The sequence below is a fragment of the Streptomyces sp. NBC_00019 genome (assembly GCF_045041015.1).
Classification (GTDB): Bacteria; Actinomycetota; Actinomycetes; order Streptomycetales; family Streptomycetaceae; genus Streptomyces.
In genome coordinates this window covers 8,239,367-8,253,758 of sequence record NZ_CP108302.1, presented here as the reverse complement: position 1 = coordinate 8,253,758, position 14,392 = coordinate 8,239,367, and the positions used below count along the sequence as shown (strand labels likewise).

16 protein-coding genes are annotated in these 14,392 nt (G+C 70.4%); 8 read left to right on the top strand and 8 right to left on the bottom strand.

The window, feature by feature from the left end:
• Window positions 1-155 precede the first annotated feature (155 nt).
• The 3 genes from OHU89_RS38595 (at window position 156) to OHU89_RS38585 (ending at window position 2,466) form a co-directional block, all read left to right on the top strand.
• Window positions 156-365 (top strand): DUF5988 family protein, encoded by a 210-nt coding sequence (locus OHU89_RS38595; RefSeq protein WP_405649576.1) that lies wholly within the window; start codon window positions 156-158, stop codon window positions 363-365.
• Between the two features lie 20 nt (window positions 366-385).
• Window positions 386-1,918, top strand: a complete 1,533-nt coding sequence (locus OHU89_RS38590) for an acyl-CoA carboxylase subunit beta (RefSeq protein WP_405654827.1) — start codon at window positions 386-388, stop codon at window positions 1,916-1,918.
• Window positions 1,919-2,076: 158 nt separating this feature from the next.
• Window positions 2,077-2,466 (top strand): ribonuclease domain-containing protein, encoded by a 390-nt coding sequence (locus OHU89_RS38585; protein ID WP_405649575.1) that lies wholly within the window; start codon window positions 2,077-2,079, stop codon window positions 2,464-2,466.
• A gap of 130 nt (window positions 2,467-2,596) precedes the next feature.
• On the opposite strand, the gene OHU89_RS38580 is transcribed toward OHU89_RS38585, so the two are convergent.
• The 3 genes from OHU89_RS38580 to OHU89_RS38570 form a co-directional block, all read right to left on the bottom strand.
• The gene (locus tag OHU89_RS38580) at window positions 2,597-3,502 is read right to left on the bottom strand and encodes a DMT family transporter (RefSeq protein ID WP_405654825.1); all 906 of its coding nucleotides are present in this window, start codon (window positions 3,500-3,502) and stop codon (window positions 2,597-2,599) included.
• Between the two features lie 91 nt (window positions 3,503-3,593).
• The gene (locus OHU89_RS38575) at window positions 3,594-4,220 is read right to left on the bottom strand and encodes a dihydrofolate reductase family protein (protein WP_405649574.1); all 627 of its coding nucleotides are present in this window, start codon (window positions 4,218-4,220) and stop codon (window positions 3,594-3,596) included.
• 80 nt (window positions 4,221-4,300) lie between these two features.
• Entirely contained in the window at window positions 4,301-5,116 is an 816-nt protein-coding gene (locus tag OHU89_RS38570; RefSeq protein ID WP_405649573.1) for an AIM24 family protein, read from the bottom strand.
• A gap of 100 nt (window positions 5,117-5,216) precedes the next feature.
• Between OHU89_RS38570 and OHU89_RS38565 the strand changes: the two genes are divergently transcribed.
• Entirely contained in the window at window positions 5,217-5,954 is a 738-nt protein-coding gene (locus OHU89_RS38565) for an SDR family oxidoreductase (protein ID WP_405649572.1), read from the top strand.
• Window positions 5,955-6,015: 61 nt separating this feature from the next.
• Here the strand turns inward: OHU89_RS38565 and alc are convergent, their stop codons facing one another.
• A complete protein-coding gene (gene alc, locus OHU89_RS38560) occupies window positions 6,016-7,131 on the bottom strand; it encodes an allantoicase (RefSeq protein ID WP_405649571.1) in 1,116 nt (371 codons plus the stop codon).
• 46 nt (window positions 7,132-7,177) lie between these two features.
• Window positions 7,178-8,515 carry an allantoinase AllB gene (gene allB, locus OHU89_RS38555; protein ID WP_405649570.1) on the bottom strand — a complete coding sequence of 446 codons (1,338 nt, stop codon included), beginning with the start codon at window positions 8,513-8,515 and terminating at the stop codon, window positions 7,178-7,180.
• Between the two features lie 276 nt (window positions 8,516-8,791).
• Between allB and OHU89_RS38550 the strand changes: the two genes are divergently transcribed.
• Window positions 8,792-9,586 (top strand): IclR family transcriptional regulator, encoded by a 795-nt coding sequence (locus OHU89_RS38550; RefSeq protein WP_405649569.1) that lies wholly within the window; start codon window positions 8,792-8,794, stop codon window positions 9,584-9,586.
• Complete coding sequence (locus OHU89_RS38545; protein ID WP_405649568.1) at window positions 9,583-10,281, top strand: DUF6304 family protein; 699 nt, start codon at window positions 9,583-9,585, stop codon at window positions 10,279-10,281. The genes OHU89_RS38550 and OHU89_RS38545 overlap by 4 nt, the downstream gene beginning before the upstream one ends.
• A 2-nt stretch (window positions 10,282-10,283) precedes the next feature.
• Here OHU89_RS38545 and OHU89_RS38540 read toward each other — a convergent pair whose 3' ends face one another.
• A complete protein-coding gene (locus tag OHU89_RS38540; RefSeq protein WP_405649567.1) occupies window positions 10,284-10,568 on the bottom strand; it encodes a DUF5955 family protein in 285 nt (94 codons plus the stop codon).
• 218 nt (window positions 10,569-10,786) lie between these two features.
• Between OHU89_RS38540 and OHU89_RS38535 the strand changes: the two genes are divergently transcribed.
• Both OHU89_RS38535 and aceB read left to right on the top strand, forming a co-directional pair.
• Window positions 10,787-11,386, top strand: a complete 600-nt coding sequence (locus OHU89_RS38535; protein WP_405649566.1) for an NTP transferase domain-containing protein — start codon at window positions 10,787-10,789, stop codon at window positions 11,384-11,386.
• Between the two features lie 184 nt (window positions 11,387-11,570).
• Window positions 11,571-13,196, top strand: a complete 1,626-nt coding sequence (gene aceB, locus OHU89_RS38530; protein ID WP_405649565.1) for a malate synthase A — start codon at window positions 11,571-11,573, stop codon at window positions 13,194-13,196.
• Here aceB and OHU89_RS38525 read toward each other — a convergent pair.
• A complete protein-coding gene (locus OHU89_RS38525) occupies window positions 13,186-13,479 on the bottom strand; it encodes a SelT/SelW/SelH family protein (protein ID WP_266886309.1) in 294 nt (97 codons plus the stop codon). The genes aceB and OHU89_RS38525 overlap by 11 nt on opposite strands.
• A complete protein-coding gene (locus OHU89_RS38520) occupies window positions 13,476-14,381 on the bottom strand; it encodes a HipA family kinase (RefSeq protein WP_405649564.1) in 906 nt (301 codons plus the stop codon). Before OHU89_RS38520 ends, OHU89_RS38525 begins: the two co-directional genes overlap by 4 nt.
• Window positions 14,382-14,392: the final 11 nt, after the last annotated feature.

The following is a 14,392-nucleotide window of genomic DNA, read 5'->3' as shown; positions in this document are numbered from 1 at the left end:
ATTCCACTCAACAGGCGTTGAAGACCAGTCTGGCGTGCACCGTGCGGTCGCCACAACTCCCCCTGCGGGGTTCTTTTTTGGCCCGAATTTAGGCAGTGGCGCGAACCTGGCGAGGCATGACAGACGGCCCATCCACGTGTCAGGAGGCTTTCGCCATGTCGGACTTCGAAGTACTGCTGGTCGGCGGTCCGTCCGCCATTCCGGACGCGGACCGCGTCCAGCTGTCCCCGTCGCTGACGGAGAAGATCAAATACCTGTTCGGCGCCCACTACGAACACTTCGTGCACGAGGGGGAGTTCGGCGACGTCGGCGACAGGCGGCTGCCCATCTACCGGTGGACGATGCGCACCGCCATCGCCGAATGAACACGGACACACGCGGGCGAGTGGCCGAGCTGCACGAGATCCGTGCGCAGGCGCTGGCCGGCCCGAGTGACAAGGCGACCGAGGCGCAGCATGCCAAGGGCAAGCTGACCGCCCGGGAGCGCATCGAGCTGCTCCTGGACACGGGTTCCTTCCAGGAGGTCGAGCAGCTGCGCCGGCACCGGGCGACCGGGTTCGGCCTGGAGGCCAAGAAGCCGTTCACCGACGGTGTCATCACCGGCTGGGGCACGGTCGAGGGCCGCACGGTCTTCGTCTACGCGCACGACTTCCGGATCTTCGGCGGCGCGCTGGGCGAGGCCCACGCCACCAAGATCCACAAGATCATGGACATGGCCATCGCTACTGGGGCTCCGCTGGTGTCGCTGAACGACGGCGCGGGCGCCCGTATCCAGGAAGGCGTTTCGGCGCTGGCCGGGTACGGCGGCATCTTCCAGCGCAACACCAAGGCGAGCGGGGTGATCCCGCAGATCTCGGTGATGCTCGGCCCGTGCGCGGGCGGCGCGGCCTACAGCCCCGCCCTCACCGACTTCGTCTTCATGGTCCGCGAGACCTCGCAGATGTTCATCACCGGTCCGGACGTGGTCAAGGCCGTGACGGGGGAAGAGATTTCCCAGAACGGCCTGGGCGGCGCGGACATCCACGCCGAGACCTCCGGCGTCTGCCACTTCGCGTACGACGACGAGGAGACGTGCCTCGCCGAGGTGCGCTACCTCCTCTCCCTGCTCCCGCAGAACAACCGCGAGAACCCGCCGCGCGTGGAGTCCACGGACGCCGCGGACCGCCACAGCGAGGCACTGCTGGAGCTCGTCCCGGTCGAGGGCAGCCGGCCGTACGACATGACTCGGGTCATTGAGGAGATCGTCGACGACGGTGAGTATCTGGAGGTGCACGAGCGCTGGGCGCGGAACGTCGTCTGCGCGCTGGCGAGGCTGGACGGCCAGGTTGTCGGCATCGTCGCGAACCAGCCGCAGGTGCTGGCGGGAGTCCTGGACATCGAAGCCTCCGAGAAGGCGGCCCGGTTCGTCCAGATGTGCGATGCCTTCAGCATCCCGATCGTCACGTTCCTGGACGTCCCCGGCTTCCTGCCCGGTGTCGACCAGGAGCACGGCGGGATCATCCGGCACGGCGCCAAGCTGCTGTACGCGTACTGCAATGCGACCGTGCCGCGGATCTCGCTGATCCTGCGCAAGGCGTACGGCGGTGCCTACATCGTCATGGACAGCCAGTCCATCGGTGCCGACCTCACCTACGCGTGGCCGACGAACGAGATCGCCGTGATGGGCGCCGAAGGCGCCGCCAACGTGATCTTCCGCCGGCAGATCACCGAGGCCGAGGACCCCGAGGCCATGCGGCAGAAGATGGTCAAGGAGTACAAGTCCGAGCTGATGCACCCGTACTACGCGGCCGAGCGTGGCCTGATCGACGACGTCATCGACCCGGCGCAGACCCGCGAGGTCCTCATCAAGTCCCTGGCGATGCTCCAGTCCAAGCACGCCGACCTGCCCCTGCGCAAGCACGGCAACCCCCCGCAGTGAGGTTTCCGCGACCGGACCTCGCCGACCAGGACACCCCGAGGAGACTTCATGGAGACGGCGGTCCCCAGGTTAACTCCCTGAAAACTCATCGCAAGTGACGGGAAATTTTGCAGTGTTGTCATTGACATGCCATTGTCTACGCGCGTCATCATGACGGCATGAGATTCCCCCCACGGATCACCCGTATCGGCGCCGCAGCCGCCGTCCTGTCCGCCCTTCTCGTCGGCGGCACCGTCACCACCGCGACCCCGGCGGCCGCCGCGGTCGGCAGCATCTGCTACGGCAGCCTGCCCTCCCAGGCGCACGACACCCTGGACCTGATCGAGCAGGGTGGCCCCTTCCCGTACTCGCAGGACGGCGTTGTCTTCCAGAACCGGGAAGGCGTCCTGCCCAGCCAGTCGTCCGGCTATTACCACGAGTACACCGTCATCACTCCTGGCTCTTCCACGCGCGGAGCGCGCCGGATCGTCACCGGCCAGAAGACCCAGGAGGACTACTACACGGCTGACCACTACGTGACGTTCAAGCTGGTCAACTACGGCTGCTGAGCCGGGCGGTCACACAGCCGTCGAGGAACGGTGCGACCCGCCGGAGGTCCGGTCCGCGTTCAGCCGGACCTCCGGCTCCCCCTCGTGATCGGTCGACACGCACTGGTGCGCCCCGCCGCCGGGACCTGGGTCAGCCTGCCGCCCGGCGCCCCCACGCGGTGCCCACCAGTACCAGCGCGCCGCCCGCCAGGCCGAGCACGCCGAGCCGGTCCCCGCCGAGCGCGATGCCGGCCAGGGCGGCCCACAGCGGTTCGGTGCCGAGCAGGAGGCTGACCCGGGACGGGGAGGTGCGGCGGACGGCCCACATCTGCACGAAGAAGGCGAACAGTGTGCAGCACACCGACAGGAACAGCAGGCCCGTCCACTCGCGCGGCCCGAAGTCCGCGGCCGCGGCCCACGGCGTGCTGTCGGCGCCGGTCGCCAGAAGCGCGAACACCGCTACGGCGGCGCCGAGTTGGACCGTGGTCAGGGACAGCGCGTCGGCGCCCCGGACGGACTTGACGCGGGACATGGCCAGGACGTGGACCGTGCGGGCTACGGCCGCGAGCAGCATGAGCAGGTCACCGAGGGAGGGGCTCGTGAAGCCGCCGCCCTGGGTGAGCAGGACGACGCCGAGCACGGAGAGGGCGGCGGCGCCGAGGAAGGCCCGTGAGGGGCGGACGCGGGTGACGGCGGCCTCGGCGAGCGGCGTGAAGATCATGGTGAGGCTGATGATGAGGCCCGCGTTGGTGGCCGAGGTGTGGACGACGCCGTACGTCTCCAGCAGGAAGATCCCGCTGAGGATCAGCCCCAGGAGCCCGGCCCCGCGCCACTGGGCGGCGCTCAGGGTGCGCAGCGAGCGCCACCCGACGGCCACGAGGGCGGGCAGGACGATCGCGAAGCGCAGCACCAGGACCGCGATCACCGTGCGGGCGGTGGTGATGTCCTTGGCGGCGAGATAGCTCGCGCCCCACACGACCGCCACGAGCAGGACGGGCAGGTCGGTCAGCCAGGTGCGGCGGGGCGCTAGGACGCCCGGTACGGCGATCGAGGACATCTGGGCGGCTCTCCCGGTCTCCATCGGTGATGTGGAGACGTCGGTGGCTCGCACGCGGAGCGATCACCGTACCCGCGCGGCCGGACTTCGCCTAGGGGTTTTCGGGGAGCTCGTACGACCCGTATTCCGGCCGTCCTGCCAGGTCGTAGGTCTGGATGGAGGCGCCCGTGGAGGTGATGAGCCCGCTCCGGTGTGTGAAGGCCGTCGGCAGGCTGCCCTCGGTGAAGAGGCGGCGGCCGGCGCCGAGCACGACCGGGAAGGTGATCAGGTGGACGGTGTCGACCAGGTCGAGGTTCAGCAGGGACCGCAGGAGCGCTCCGCTGCCGTGGAGCTGGATCTCGCCGTCGGTGCGCTCCTTGAGGGCGGTGACCTCCTTGGCGAGGTCGCCGCCGATCACGGTGGTGCCGGCCCACTCGGGGTCGGTGAGGGTGGACGAGGCGACGTACTTGGGCAGGGCGTTGAGCTTCGAGGCGACCGGGTTGGCGGGGTCGGTCACCTTCGGCCAGTACCCGGCGAAGATGTCGTACGTACGACGGCCGAGGAGGAACGCGCCGACGTCGGCGAAGACCTGGTCGACGAACCGGCCGAAGTCCTCGTCGGCGTACGGGACGGTCCAGCCGCCCTGCTCGAAGCCGCCCCTGGTGTCCTCCTGGGGGCCGCCGGGGCCCTGGTAGACGCCGTCGAGGCTGACGAAGATCTGGGAGACGAGCTTGCCCATGACGGGTGCCTTCTCTCTCGGGTGGGGTCTGTTGTCATCAGCTCAGACCCCACCGGCACCCGCAACTCATCGGTGGCGCGTCACCCGGCGTTCGTCGAGAACAGACCGCCCGTCGGGCCCTGCTTGTCGCCACCCTGGGCCTTCTTCAGGGCGTTGGCGAGGCTCTCGATGGTGAGGGACTGCAGGATGACGCGGCCGTTGCCCTCCAGGGTGGCCAGGGAGAGGCCCTCGCCGCCGAGGACGGCGTTCATGATCCCCTGCCGGTTCAGGCCGCCGACGCGCTGGACGCCGTACTGGATGCCCTCCTCGAAGGCGACCACACAGCCCGTGTCGACCTCGATGCGGCCGCCGAAGTCGGCCGGGTTGAGGTCGATGAAGTTGCCGGCGCCGGCGATGATCACGGTGCCCCGGCCGGTGAACTTCTCCAGGACGAATCCCTCGCCGCCCTTCATGCCGGTCCTGCCGCCCTGGAAGGCGATGCCGAAGTCGACGGTGGACTCGGCGGCGACGAAGGCGTCCTTCTCCGCGAACCACGCGCGCGTGCCGTCGAGCTCCAGGGCCCGCATCTCCCCGGGCAGAACGCCCGCGAAGCCGACGGTGCCCTCGCCGCCGGTCGACGTGAAGTACTGGAACGCCAGCGACTCGCCCGCGAGCGCGCGCTGACCGACCTGCATGGCGGTGCCCATGGCCTGACGGAGCATGCCGCCCATACCGCCGGCGCCGCCCTGGGGCTGCTGACCGCCGGGGTTCGACGGGCCGCCGAGGCGGGTCTCCATGGTCACGTTCGTGGTCTTGAACAGGAACTTTCCGGCCTCGCAGTACACGGTCTGACCGGGCTGCAGGCTCACGACCGCCATCTGCATGGCGTTGCCGACGATGTCTTGCTGAAGGGTCACGTCAGGAGAACGCGGGAAGCGGAGGAAAGAGTTCCGGCCATCCGACCTCGGTGTCCGTTCGCCGCCAGCACGGGCGTCCGCGGACCACTGGGATGGAGCCATGACTACTTCTTTGAACGGCAAGGCGGCTCTCGTCACGGGTGGCAGCCGCGGTATCGGCGCGGCCACGGCGGTACGGCTGGCCCGGGAGGGCGCGGACGTGGCCCTCACGTACGTGAACGGCAAGGAGACGGCCGAGGACGTCGTACGGGCCGTCGAGGCACTGGGACGCCGTGCGGTGGCTCTGCGGGCGGACTCCGCGGACGCGGCGGAGGCGGCGGGGGCGGTGGACCGTGCGGCGGAGGCGCTGGGCGGCCTGGACGTGCTGGTGAACAACGTGGGCGTGGGGGTGCTGGGACCGCTGGAGGACCTGCCGCTCGCGGAGGTGGACCGGGTGCTGGCGGTCAATGTGCGCGGGGTGTTCCTGGCCTCGCAGGCGGCGGCCGCGCGGATGCCGTCCGGTGGCCGGATCATCACCATCGGCACCTGTATGACCCAGCGGGTGCCGGGCCCCGGCGGAACGCTCTACGCGACCAGCAAGTCGGCCCTGATCGGCCTCACGAAGGCCCTCGCCCGGGAACTGGGCCCCCGCGGCATCACCGCGAACATCGTCCACCCCGGCCCGACCGACACCGACATGAACCCGGCGGACGGTCCGTACGCCTCCGGCCAGTCGGCGATGACGGCGCTCGGGCGGTTCGGGACGGCCGACGAGGTGGCGTCGATGGTCGCGTACCTGGCGGGGGCGGCCTACGTCACGGGCGCGGAGTTCGCGGTGGACGGGGGCCACGCGGCCTGACACACACGTGGGGCGCACCGGAGCTCTCGGGCCCGGTGCGCCCCACGCGCGCGTGCGGGTGTCAGCCGCCCAGCTCCTGGTGGCGGGCCGCCAAGACCGCCGCGCCGGACTCCGTCAGCGAGCCGTGCAGCCGCAGTCGGGAGATGCCGCCGTCCGGGAAGATGTCCACGCGCGCGTGGGTGCCGACCGCCGGGGCCGGGAGGACGAAGCGGTGATCGGTGTCGGGCTGGAGGCGGGTGCGCGGGAGGATCTCCGTCCACTCGCCGTCCTCGCCGTCCTTGACGGACACCGAGGCCCAGCCGGCGCTGTTGCCCTTCAGATACGCCGTGTCGATCTCGATCGCGCGGATCCGGGACTGGGCCGCCAGGCGGTAGCTGATCCAGTCGTTGCCCTGGTCGCGGCGGCGGCGGGTCTCCCAGCCGTCGTCCATCTTGCGGGAGCGGCCCGGCTGGATGGTGTTGGAGGCCGGGGAGTAGAAGAGGTTGGAGGCGTCCTCGGCCCGGCCGCCGTTCTCCAGGGCGACCACGTCGAAGGTGCCGAGGACCGACAGCCACTGCGGGTCCGGGACCACCTCGCCGTGGACCCGCAGGCGGGCGACGCCACCGTCGGGGTGCTGGTTGACGCGCAGGTGCGTGAAGCGCTGCTCGACCGCCACCTCGAAGCCGTTCGCCGCGTGGCCGCCGACCGCCGTGCGCGGGACCAGCGTCGTCCACTTCACGTCGTCGCCCAGCAGCTCCTCCGGCGACGGCGAGCCCGCCACCGAGGTGCCCTCGACCGACACCGCCTGCGGGTAGTTGCCGCGGAAGTGGGCCGTGTCGACGACGATGCCGCGGATCACGCCGGGCGCGCCGAGGCGGACCAGCGCCCAGTCGTGGTCCTCGGCCGTCGGCCACGGGTGCCCGGCGGAGGCACCGCGGCGGCGGCGTGTCTCCCAGCCGTCCATGATCTTGCCCTTGTGCCCGAAGTGCTCGGGGTCGAACTCGGCGCGCTCGGGGATCAGCAGGTTCTCGCGCTGGGCGAAGAACTCGTCGTTGGCGGCGATGACTCCGGCACCGAGCTGCCGGGCGGCGAGGTCGGCGTACTGGGTGAAGGGGAAGTCGGCGGTGCGGTAGTCGGCGTACGGGTCACCGCCGCCGTACGGGTTCGCGTCGCCGGTGAAGCTCGGAATCGCCGTCAAAGGTCTGCCTTTCGAGAGTCGGCCGCTGCGGGTGCGGAAGTCTGAATCAGTGGTCCCGGGTGAGAAGTCGGCCCTTCGGCTCCGTGAACTCGCCGTCCTGGACGATGCGTTCGCCGCGCAGCCAGGTCGACTTCACGACGCCGTACAGGGTCTTGCCCGCGTACGCCGTCACGCGGTTGCGGTGCTGGAGCTGCGCCGGGTCGACGGTGAAGGTCTCGTCGGGCGCGAGGATCGCGAAGTCGGCGTCGCGGCCGGCCTCGATGGCGCCCTTCTGGTCCAGGCCGACCAGTTCGGAGGTCCGCGTGGACATCCAGCGGACGACGTCCTCGAGCGAGTGGTCACGCCTGCGCGCCTCGGTCCACACCGCCGCGAGGCTCAGCTGGAGACCCGAGATGCCGCCCCACGCCGTCGCGAAGTCGTCGGTCTTCAGGTCGGCCGTCGACGGCGAGTGGTCGGTGACCACGCAGTCGATGGTGCCGTCGGCCAGTGCCTGCCAGAGCAGGTCCTGGTTGGCGGACTCGCGGATCGGCGGGCAGCACTTGAACTCGCTGGCACCGTCGGGGACTTCCTCGGCGGTGAGGGTGAGGTAGTGCGGGCAGGTCTCGACCGTGATGCGGACGCCCTCGGCCCTGGCGGCGGCGATGAGCGGGAGCGCGTCACTCGACGAGAGGTGCAGGACGTGCACGCGCGCGTCCAACCGCTTCGCCTGGGCGATGAGTTGGGCGATCGCGGTGTCCTCGGCGTCGCGCGGACGGGAGGCCAGGAAGTCGGCGTACCTGGGGCCGCCGTGCTGCGGGGCGGCCTCCAGGTGGTGCGGGTCCTCGGCGTGCACGATCAGCAGGCCGCCGAAGGAGGTGATCTCGGCCAGCGACTGGGCGAGCCGGTCCTGTTCCAGGTGCGGGAACTCGTCCACGCCGGACGGGGACAGGAACGCCTTGAAGCCGAAGACACCCGCCTCGTGCAGCGGGCGCAGGTCCTTGACGTTGTCGGGCAGGGCACCACCCCAGAAGCCGACGTCGACGTGAGCCTTGTCGACGGCGACGTCCCGCTTCGTACGGAGGTTGTCGACCGTCGTCGTCGGCGGCAGGGAGTTGAGGGGCATGTCGACGAGGGTGGTGATGCCGCCGGCCGCCGCCGCGCGCGTGGCGGTCCAGAAGCCCTCCCACTCGGTGCGGCCCGGGTCGTTGACGTGCACATGGGTGTCGACCAGGCCGGGCAGGACGACGTGGTCGCCGACGTCCTCCAGGCGGGCACCCTCCGGGACAGCGGCTTCGTACGGCAGGACGGCCGTGATCTTCCCGGCGGAGACGGCGACCGAAGCGGCACGCGTCCCTTCCGGAGTGATGACGCGCGTCGAGCGCAGCACCAGTTCTACGTCGGACACCCGGACCCCTCTCTGTCGCCGTTGTTACTTCCGGGAAACGGGATTTACTCCCACGTAACGGAATTCAACGTTCTGTTGAAGGAGTCTTCACTCCCGCTTCCGCGCCGTCAAGGGCACACTTCTTCACAGGGCCCCGATGCGCCACACTCTGGACGTTTCCACAAAGCGGAATTAGAATTCCGACAGGCAGAACGTAGCTACGCACCAGCGGGGAGTCAACCGACTGGCGGGTAGGCTTCTGCCCTTTCCGCCCGCCCGCCCCGAAAGGAATGCGCCGTGCCGACGTCCAGCGCCAGCACCACCGACTCCGCCAAGTCCACCACTGGCGGGGTCCAGTCCCTCGAGCGCGCCTTCGACCTGCTGGAGCGGATGGCGGACGCGGGCGGCGAGGTCGGCCTCAGCGAGCTCTCCGCGAGCAGCGGACTGCCGCTGCCCACCATCCACCGCCTCATGCGCACGCTCGTGGCCTGCGGATACGTCCGTCAGCAGGCCAACCGCCGCTATGCGCTGGGCCCGCGTCTGATCCGCCTCGGCGAGTCCGCGGCCCGGCTGCTCGGCACCTGGGCCCGCCCCTACCTGGCCCGGCTGGTCCAGGAGACCGGCGAGACGGCGAACATGGCGCTGCTCGACGGCGACGAGATCGTGTACGTCGCCCAGGTGCCGTCGAAGCACTCGATGCGTATGTTCACCGAGGTCGGCCGGCGCGTCCTGCCGCACTCCACGGGCGTGGGCAAGGCCCTCCTGGCGAACGTCCCCGACGCCGAGGTGCGCGCCCTGCTCGCCCGTACCGGCATGCCGGCCGCGACGGAGAAGACGATCACCACGCCGGAGGGCTTCCTCGCGGCCCTGGCGGATGTACGGCAGCTCGGTTACGCGGTCGACGACAACGAGCAGGAGATCGGCGTCCGCTGCCTCGCGGTGTCGGTCCCCGACTCCCCCACCGCCGCCGCCATCTCGATCTCCGGTCCGGCGGGCCGGGTCACCGAGGCGGCCACGGACAAGATCGTGCCGGTGCTCCAGCAGGTCGCCGGGGAACTGTCCGAGGCGCTGGCCACCCAGAGCCCCGTATGACCGGCTTAGTGCGCTGGCCGGGCCGGTACACCGACGGGCACGGCACCGAGGAGATCGTCATCGAGTCGGACGGCCGGGAGCTGATCCGTACGACGATCAGGGGCGTCCGCTTCGAGGGCGACTCGATGGACGATCTCGGCGCCCTGGGTGGTGCACCGCCCGAGCTCGCGTTCTCCTTCTTCGGCGGAGGTCTGTGCTCCTGCCTCCTGGAGTGGGAGGTTCCGCTGCCCGTCGACGTGGCGGGGGACGGCGCACGGCCGGGTGTGCTGCACTGCGCGCTGCGGATGGGGGACCCGGCGGGTCCGGGGCGCGGCCTGGACTCGGAGACCCTGACCGTCACCCTGCGGCTGGACGGACACGAGTACCACGTCGTCGACGGCCCGGGCGACCTCGAGCACGCCCTGCACGCCCTCCAGCGCGAGTTGCCCAGAGCGGCCCGGCTCCGGGCCTGCGTCGCGTGCGCCTGGTCCGACTACCACCCGGCCGGCAGCCCGATGATGGCGGGGCTGGCCTGCTTCCGTGACGCCAAGGACCTCTACCGCCGGGTGGACGGCAAACACGGGCCGCACGGCATCTTCGCGGTCTGGCCCGCACAGACCGAGCTCGTCCAGGAGACCTGGCTGTGCGAGGAGTTCGAGCACCGCACCTCGGACCACGGCTACCGAGGGGGGTTCCCGTACCGCGGGCCGCTCTGAACCTAGCGCCGCGGCTCCCCGAACAGATCCACCGCGTTCCGTACGTCCGTCAGCCCCCGCGACAGCGCGCTCACCGAGCCGATCGCCCCCGCGATCAGCAGCAGCGACCTCCGCAGCCGGGGCACCTCCGGTGTCCCGTCGACCGTCATCGCGGCCAGCGCGGCGAGTTCGTCCTCGGCGATGCCACGGTCGGGGAACTCGGCCGGATGCGCGGCGAGTTCACGGCGCAGCCGGGACACCGCGGTCCGCAGGCCCGCCACCCTAAGATCCTCGTCGCTGCCGGTCACTGGCGCCCTCTGCCCCAAGCTCCGCAACACAGCTCTCCCCCCTCGCACGCCGTTGTGCGCCCTACGTCGTGATCCCGCCCGAACCGCCCCATGGCGTTGGTCAGGCGCCGGGGACGGGGGTCAGTAAACGCCAGCCGGCAGGGGCCGCGCCACTCCGCGGACCGAAATTCAGCCCTCGGAAACCGGCCAGTGGCGGGGGCGTCAGGTATGCAGGACGCATGACGGACAACGCACACCAGGTCGCCGGGCTGCTCCTCGCCGCGGGGGGCGGCCGGCGGCTGGGCGGGCGCCCCAAGGCGCTGCTCGAACATCGCGGCAGGCCATTGATCGAACACGCGGTGGGCGTCCTGCGCGCGGCGGGCTGTACGCGTGTGCACGTGGTGCTGGGCGCCGCCGCCGACGCCGTACGCGAGACCGCGCGGCTCGACGGCTGCGTGCTCGTGGACAACCCCGAGTGGGAGCAGGGCATGGGCTCCTCGCTTCGAGCCGGTCTCGACTCGTTCTCCGGCACGGACGTGCGGGCCGCGCTCGTGTCGCTGGTCGACCAGCCCGGTATCGGACCCGAGGCGTACGCGCGCGTGCTCGGCGCGTACAAGTCCCCCGACTCCCTGGTATCGGCCGCCTACGACGGCGTACGCGGACATCCCGTGCTCTTCGGGTCCGCCCACTGGGCGGGGATCGCCGCGACTGCCACCGGGGACCGGGGGGCACGTGCCTATCTCAAGGAACACGCCGGGAAGATCGCCCTCGTCGAGTGCGGGGACATCGCCCGGCCGTACGACATCGACACCGTCGAAGATCTGCTGCACCTTGAGTGAGCGAGGTGGCACTCAGCGCCACGTTCCCTCGACTCGGAGAATCTCGACATCAACAAACCATTGAACTTCCACGATGAGGAAACTAGTATCCACTGATCAGAAGCGCCCTACCGCTCCCAGGGCGTTCCTCGCCGTACCCGGTTCGAGTGGCACCCGGTGCCAACGCTGAAGGAAGTGACAGCTCATGTCCGCACCAGCGCCGTCCCCGCTGGCCATCGTCGACGCCGAGCCCCTGCCCCGGCAGGAGGAGGTGCTCACCGACGCGGCCCTCGCCTTCGTGGCCGAGCTGCACCGCCGGTTCACGCCCCGCCGTGAAGAGCTCCTCGCCCGCCGTGCGGAACGCCGCGCCGAGATCGCCCGCACCTCCACGCTCGACTTCCTCCCGGAGACCGCCGCGATCCGCGCGGACGACTCCTGGAAGGTGGCCCCCTCCCCCGCGGCCCTGAACGACCGCCGCGTCGAGATCACCGGCCCCACGGACCGCAAGATGACGATCAACGCCCTCAACTCGGGTGCGAGGATCTGGCTCGCGGACTTCGAGGACGCCTCGGCGCCGACCTGGGAGAACGTGGTCCTTGGTCAGGTCAACCTGGCCGACGCGTACACCCGCAGCATCGACTTCACCGACGAGAAGTCGGGCAAGTCGTACGCCCTGCGCCCGAACGAGGAGCTCGCCACCGTCGTGATGCGGCCGCGCGGCTGGCATCTCGACGAGCGCCACCTCGTCGCCGCCGACGGCTCCCAGGTCCCCGGCGCCTTCGTCGACTTCGGCCTCTACTTCTTCCACAACGCCCAGCGCCTGCTCGACCTCGGCAAGGGCCCGTACTTCTATCTCCCCAAGACCGAGTCGCACCTCGAAGCCCGCCTGTGGAACGACGTGTTCGTCTTCGCGCAGGACTACGTCGGCATCCCGCAGGGCACCATCCGCGCCACCGTCCTGATCGAGACGATCACGGCGGCGTACGAGATGGAGGAGATCCTCTACGAACTCCGCGACCACGCCTCCGGGTTGAACGCGGGCCGCTGGGACTACCTGTTCTCCATCGTCAAGAACTTCCGTGACGGCGGCGCCAAGTTCGTCCTGCCGGACCGCAACCTGGTGACCATGACCGCCCCGTTCATGCGGGCGTACACCGAACTCCTCGTCCGCACCTGCCACAAGCGCGGCGCGCACGCGATCGGCGGCATGGCGGCGTTCATCCCGTCCCGCCGGGACGCCGAGGTCAACAAGGTCGCCTTCGAGAAGGTCCGCGCCGACAAGGACCGCGAGGCCGGCGACGGCTTCGACGGCTCCTGGGTCGCCCACCCCGACCTGGTCCCGATCGCCCTGGAGTCCTTCGACAAGGTCCTCGGCGACCGGCCGAACCAGAAGGACCGGCTGCGCGAGGACGTCCACGTCGAGGCGGCCGACCTGATCGCGATCGACTCGCTGGACGCCAGGCCGACGTACAACGGACTCGTCAACGCCGTCCAGGTCGGCATCCGATACATCGAGGCCTGGCTGCGCGGTCTCGGTGCGGTCGCCATCTTCAACCTCATGGAGGACGCGGCCACCGCCGAGATCTCCCGCTCGCAGATCTGGCAGTGGATCAACGCGGGCGTCGAGTTCGAGAACGGCGAGAAGGCCACCCCCGAACTGGCCCGCAAGGTCGCCGCCGAGGAACTCGCCGACATCCGCGCGGAGCTCGGCGAGGAGGCGTTCGCCGGCGGCCACTGGCAGCAGGCCCACGACCTGCTCCTGGAGGTCTCCCTCGACGCCGACTACGCGGACTTCCTGACGCTGCCCGCGTACGAGCAGCTCAAGGGCTGACGTCCTCCTGCGCGGCCTTGTCCGAGTGGCCCAGGGACTTTCCCGGGGCCACTCGGTCGCGTACGGCCTGCTTCACGGCGGTGGGCTCCGGGAAGCCCTGCTCCTTGCGGTCCCAGACGACCTCGTCGTCGACACGGACGACGAAGACGCCACCGGTGCCGGGCTTGAGCGAGAGCTCGCCCAGCTCCGTCTCGAAGGTCGTGAGCAGCTCCTGCGCCAGCCAGGCCGCGCGGGGCAGCCAGCGGCACTGGGTGCAGTACTCGATCTGTACGACGGGACTCATCCGAGGTGTACCGACCAATCCTGTTCCGCCGCCGGTTTGCCGTGCAGGTCGGGGACCCGCTTCAGCCAGTCCGGACGGCCCTGCTGTGTCTTCGCCGCGCGTCGGGCTTCCTCCGCGGCGAGTTCCTCCCGGGTGGGGAAGTCGGTGGGCAGCCAGGCCTGGGAGGCCTGTACGCGCGCGTGGAGGTACTCCACGTATGCCTCACGCGCCAGGGACGGCGTGTCGAAGTCCGTGAGCCAGGCGTCGGGGACCTCGGCGACCACGGCGCGCAGCAGTTCCTCGGTGACCTTCGGCGCCAGCTCCGCGTCGGCGGCGCGTACGTCGGGGGCGTAGTGGCCGAGGGCGTGGTGGCGGAAGTCGTAGCGCTTGGCGGGGTCCGAGCCGTCCCAGCGGTGGTGGAAGACGAGGGCCGCGCCGTGGTCGATCAGCCACAGGCGCGGGGGCGCGATGCCGAGCGTGGGCCAGACCATGAGGTTGGAGCTGTGGACCGTACGGTCCACGTTCACGGTCAGGGCGTCGAGCCAGACGATCCGGCCCGCCTCCAGGGGGTCGACCCGGAAGGTCCTGGCGACCTCCGGGGTGAAGTCCGCGGCGCCCGACAGGTAGTCCATGCCGAGGTTGATGCCCGCGCTGGCGCCGTGGAGTTCGCGCACCTCCTGGTGGGGCTCGCTGTCGGCGATCGCCGGGTCGAAGTGCACGAGGACCAGTTCGGGGAAGCGCATTCCGAGCGCGCGGGCCAGCTCACCGACGATCACCTCGGCGACCAGGGCCTTGCGGCCCTGTGCGGAGCCGGTGAACTTCACGACGTACGTCCCCAGGTCGTCGGCCTCGACGACTCCGGGCACGGAGCCGCCGGTCCGCAGCGGGGTCACGTATCGAACAGCAGTCACATCACGCAGCACACCGGCCAGGG

Bases quoted from the DNA above. Each gene is read 5' to 3' on its own strand.
- aceB (WP_405649565.1), top strand. From the start codon at position 11,571: ATGTCCGCACCAGCGCCGTCCCCGCTGGCCATCGTCGACGCCGAGCCC.
- OHU89_RS38575 (WP_405649574.1), bottom strand. From the start codon at position 4,220: ATGGGCAAGCTCGTCTCCCAGATCTTCGTCAGCCTCGACGGCGTCTAC.
- OHU89_RS38525 (WP_266886309.1), bottom strand. From the start codon at position 13,479: ATGAGTCCCGTCGTACAGATCGAGTACTGCACCCAGTGCCGCTGGCTG.
- OHU89_RS38565 (WP_405649572.1), top strand. From the start codon at position 5,217: ATGACTACTTCTTTGAACGGCAAGGCGGCTCTCGTCACGGGTGGCAGC.
- OHU89_RS38545 (WP_405649568.1), top strand. From the start codon at position 9,583: ATGACCGGCTTAGTGCGCTGGCCGGGCCGGTACACCGACGGGCACGGC.
- OHU89_RS38535 (WP_405649566.1), top strand. From the start codon at position 10,787: ATGACGGACAACGCACACCAGGTCGCCGGGCTGCTCCTCGCCGCGGGG.
- OHU89_RS38580 (WP_405654825.1), bottom strand. From the start codon at position 3,502: ATGTCCTCGATCGCCGTACCGGGCGTCCTAGCGCCCCGCCGCACCTGG.
- OHU89_RS38595 (WP_405649576.1), top strand. From the start codon at position 156: ATGTCGGACTTCGAAGTACTGCTGGTCGGCGGTCCGTCCGCCATTCCG.
- OHU89_RS38585 (WP_405649575.1), top strand. From the start codon at position 2,077: ATGAGATTCCCCCCACGGATCACCCGTATCGGCGCCGCAGCCGCCGTC.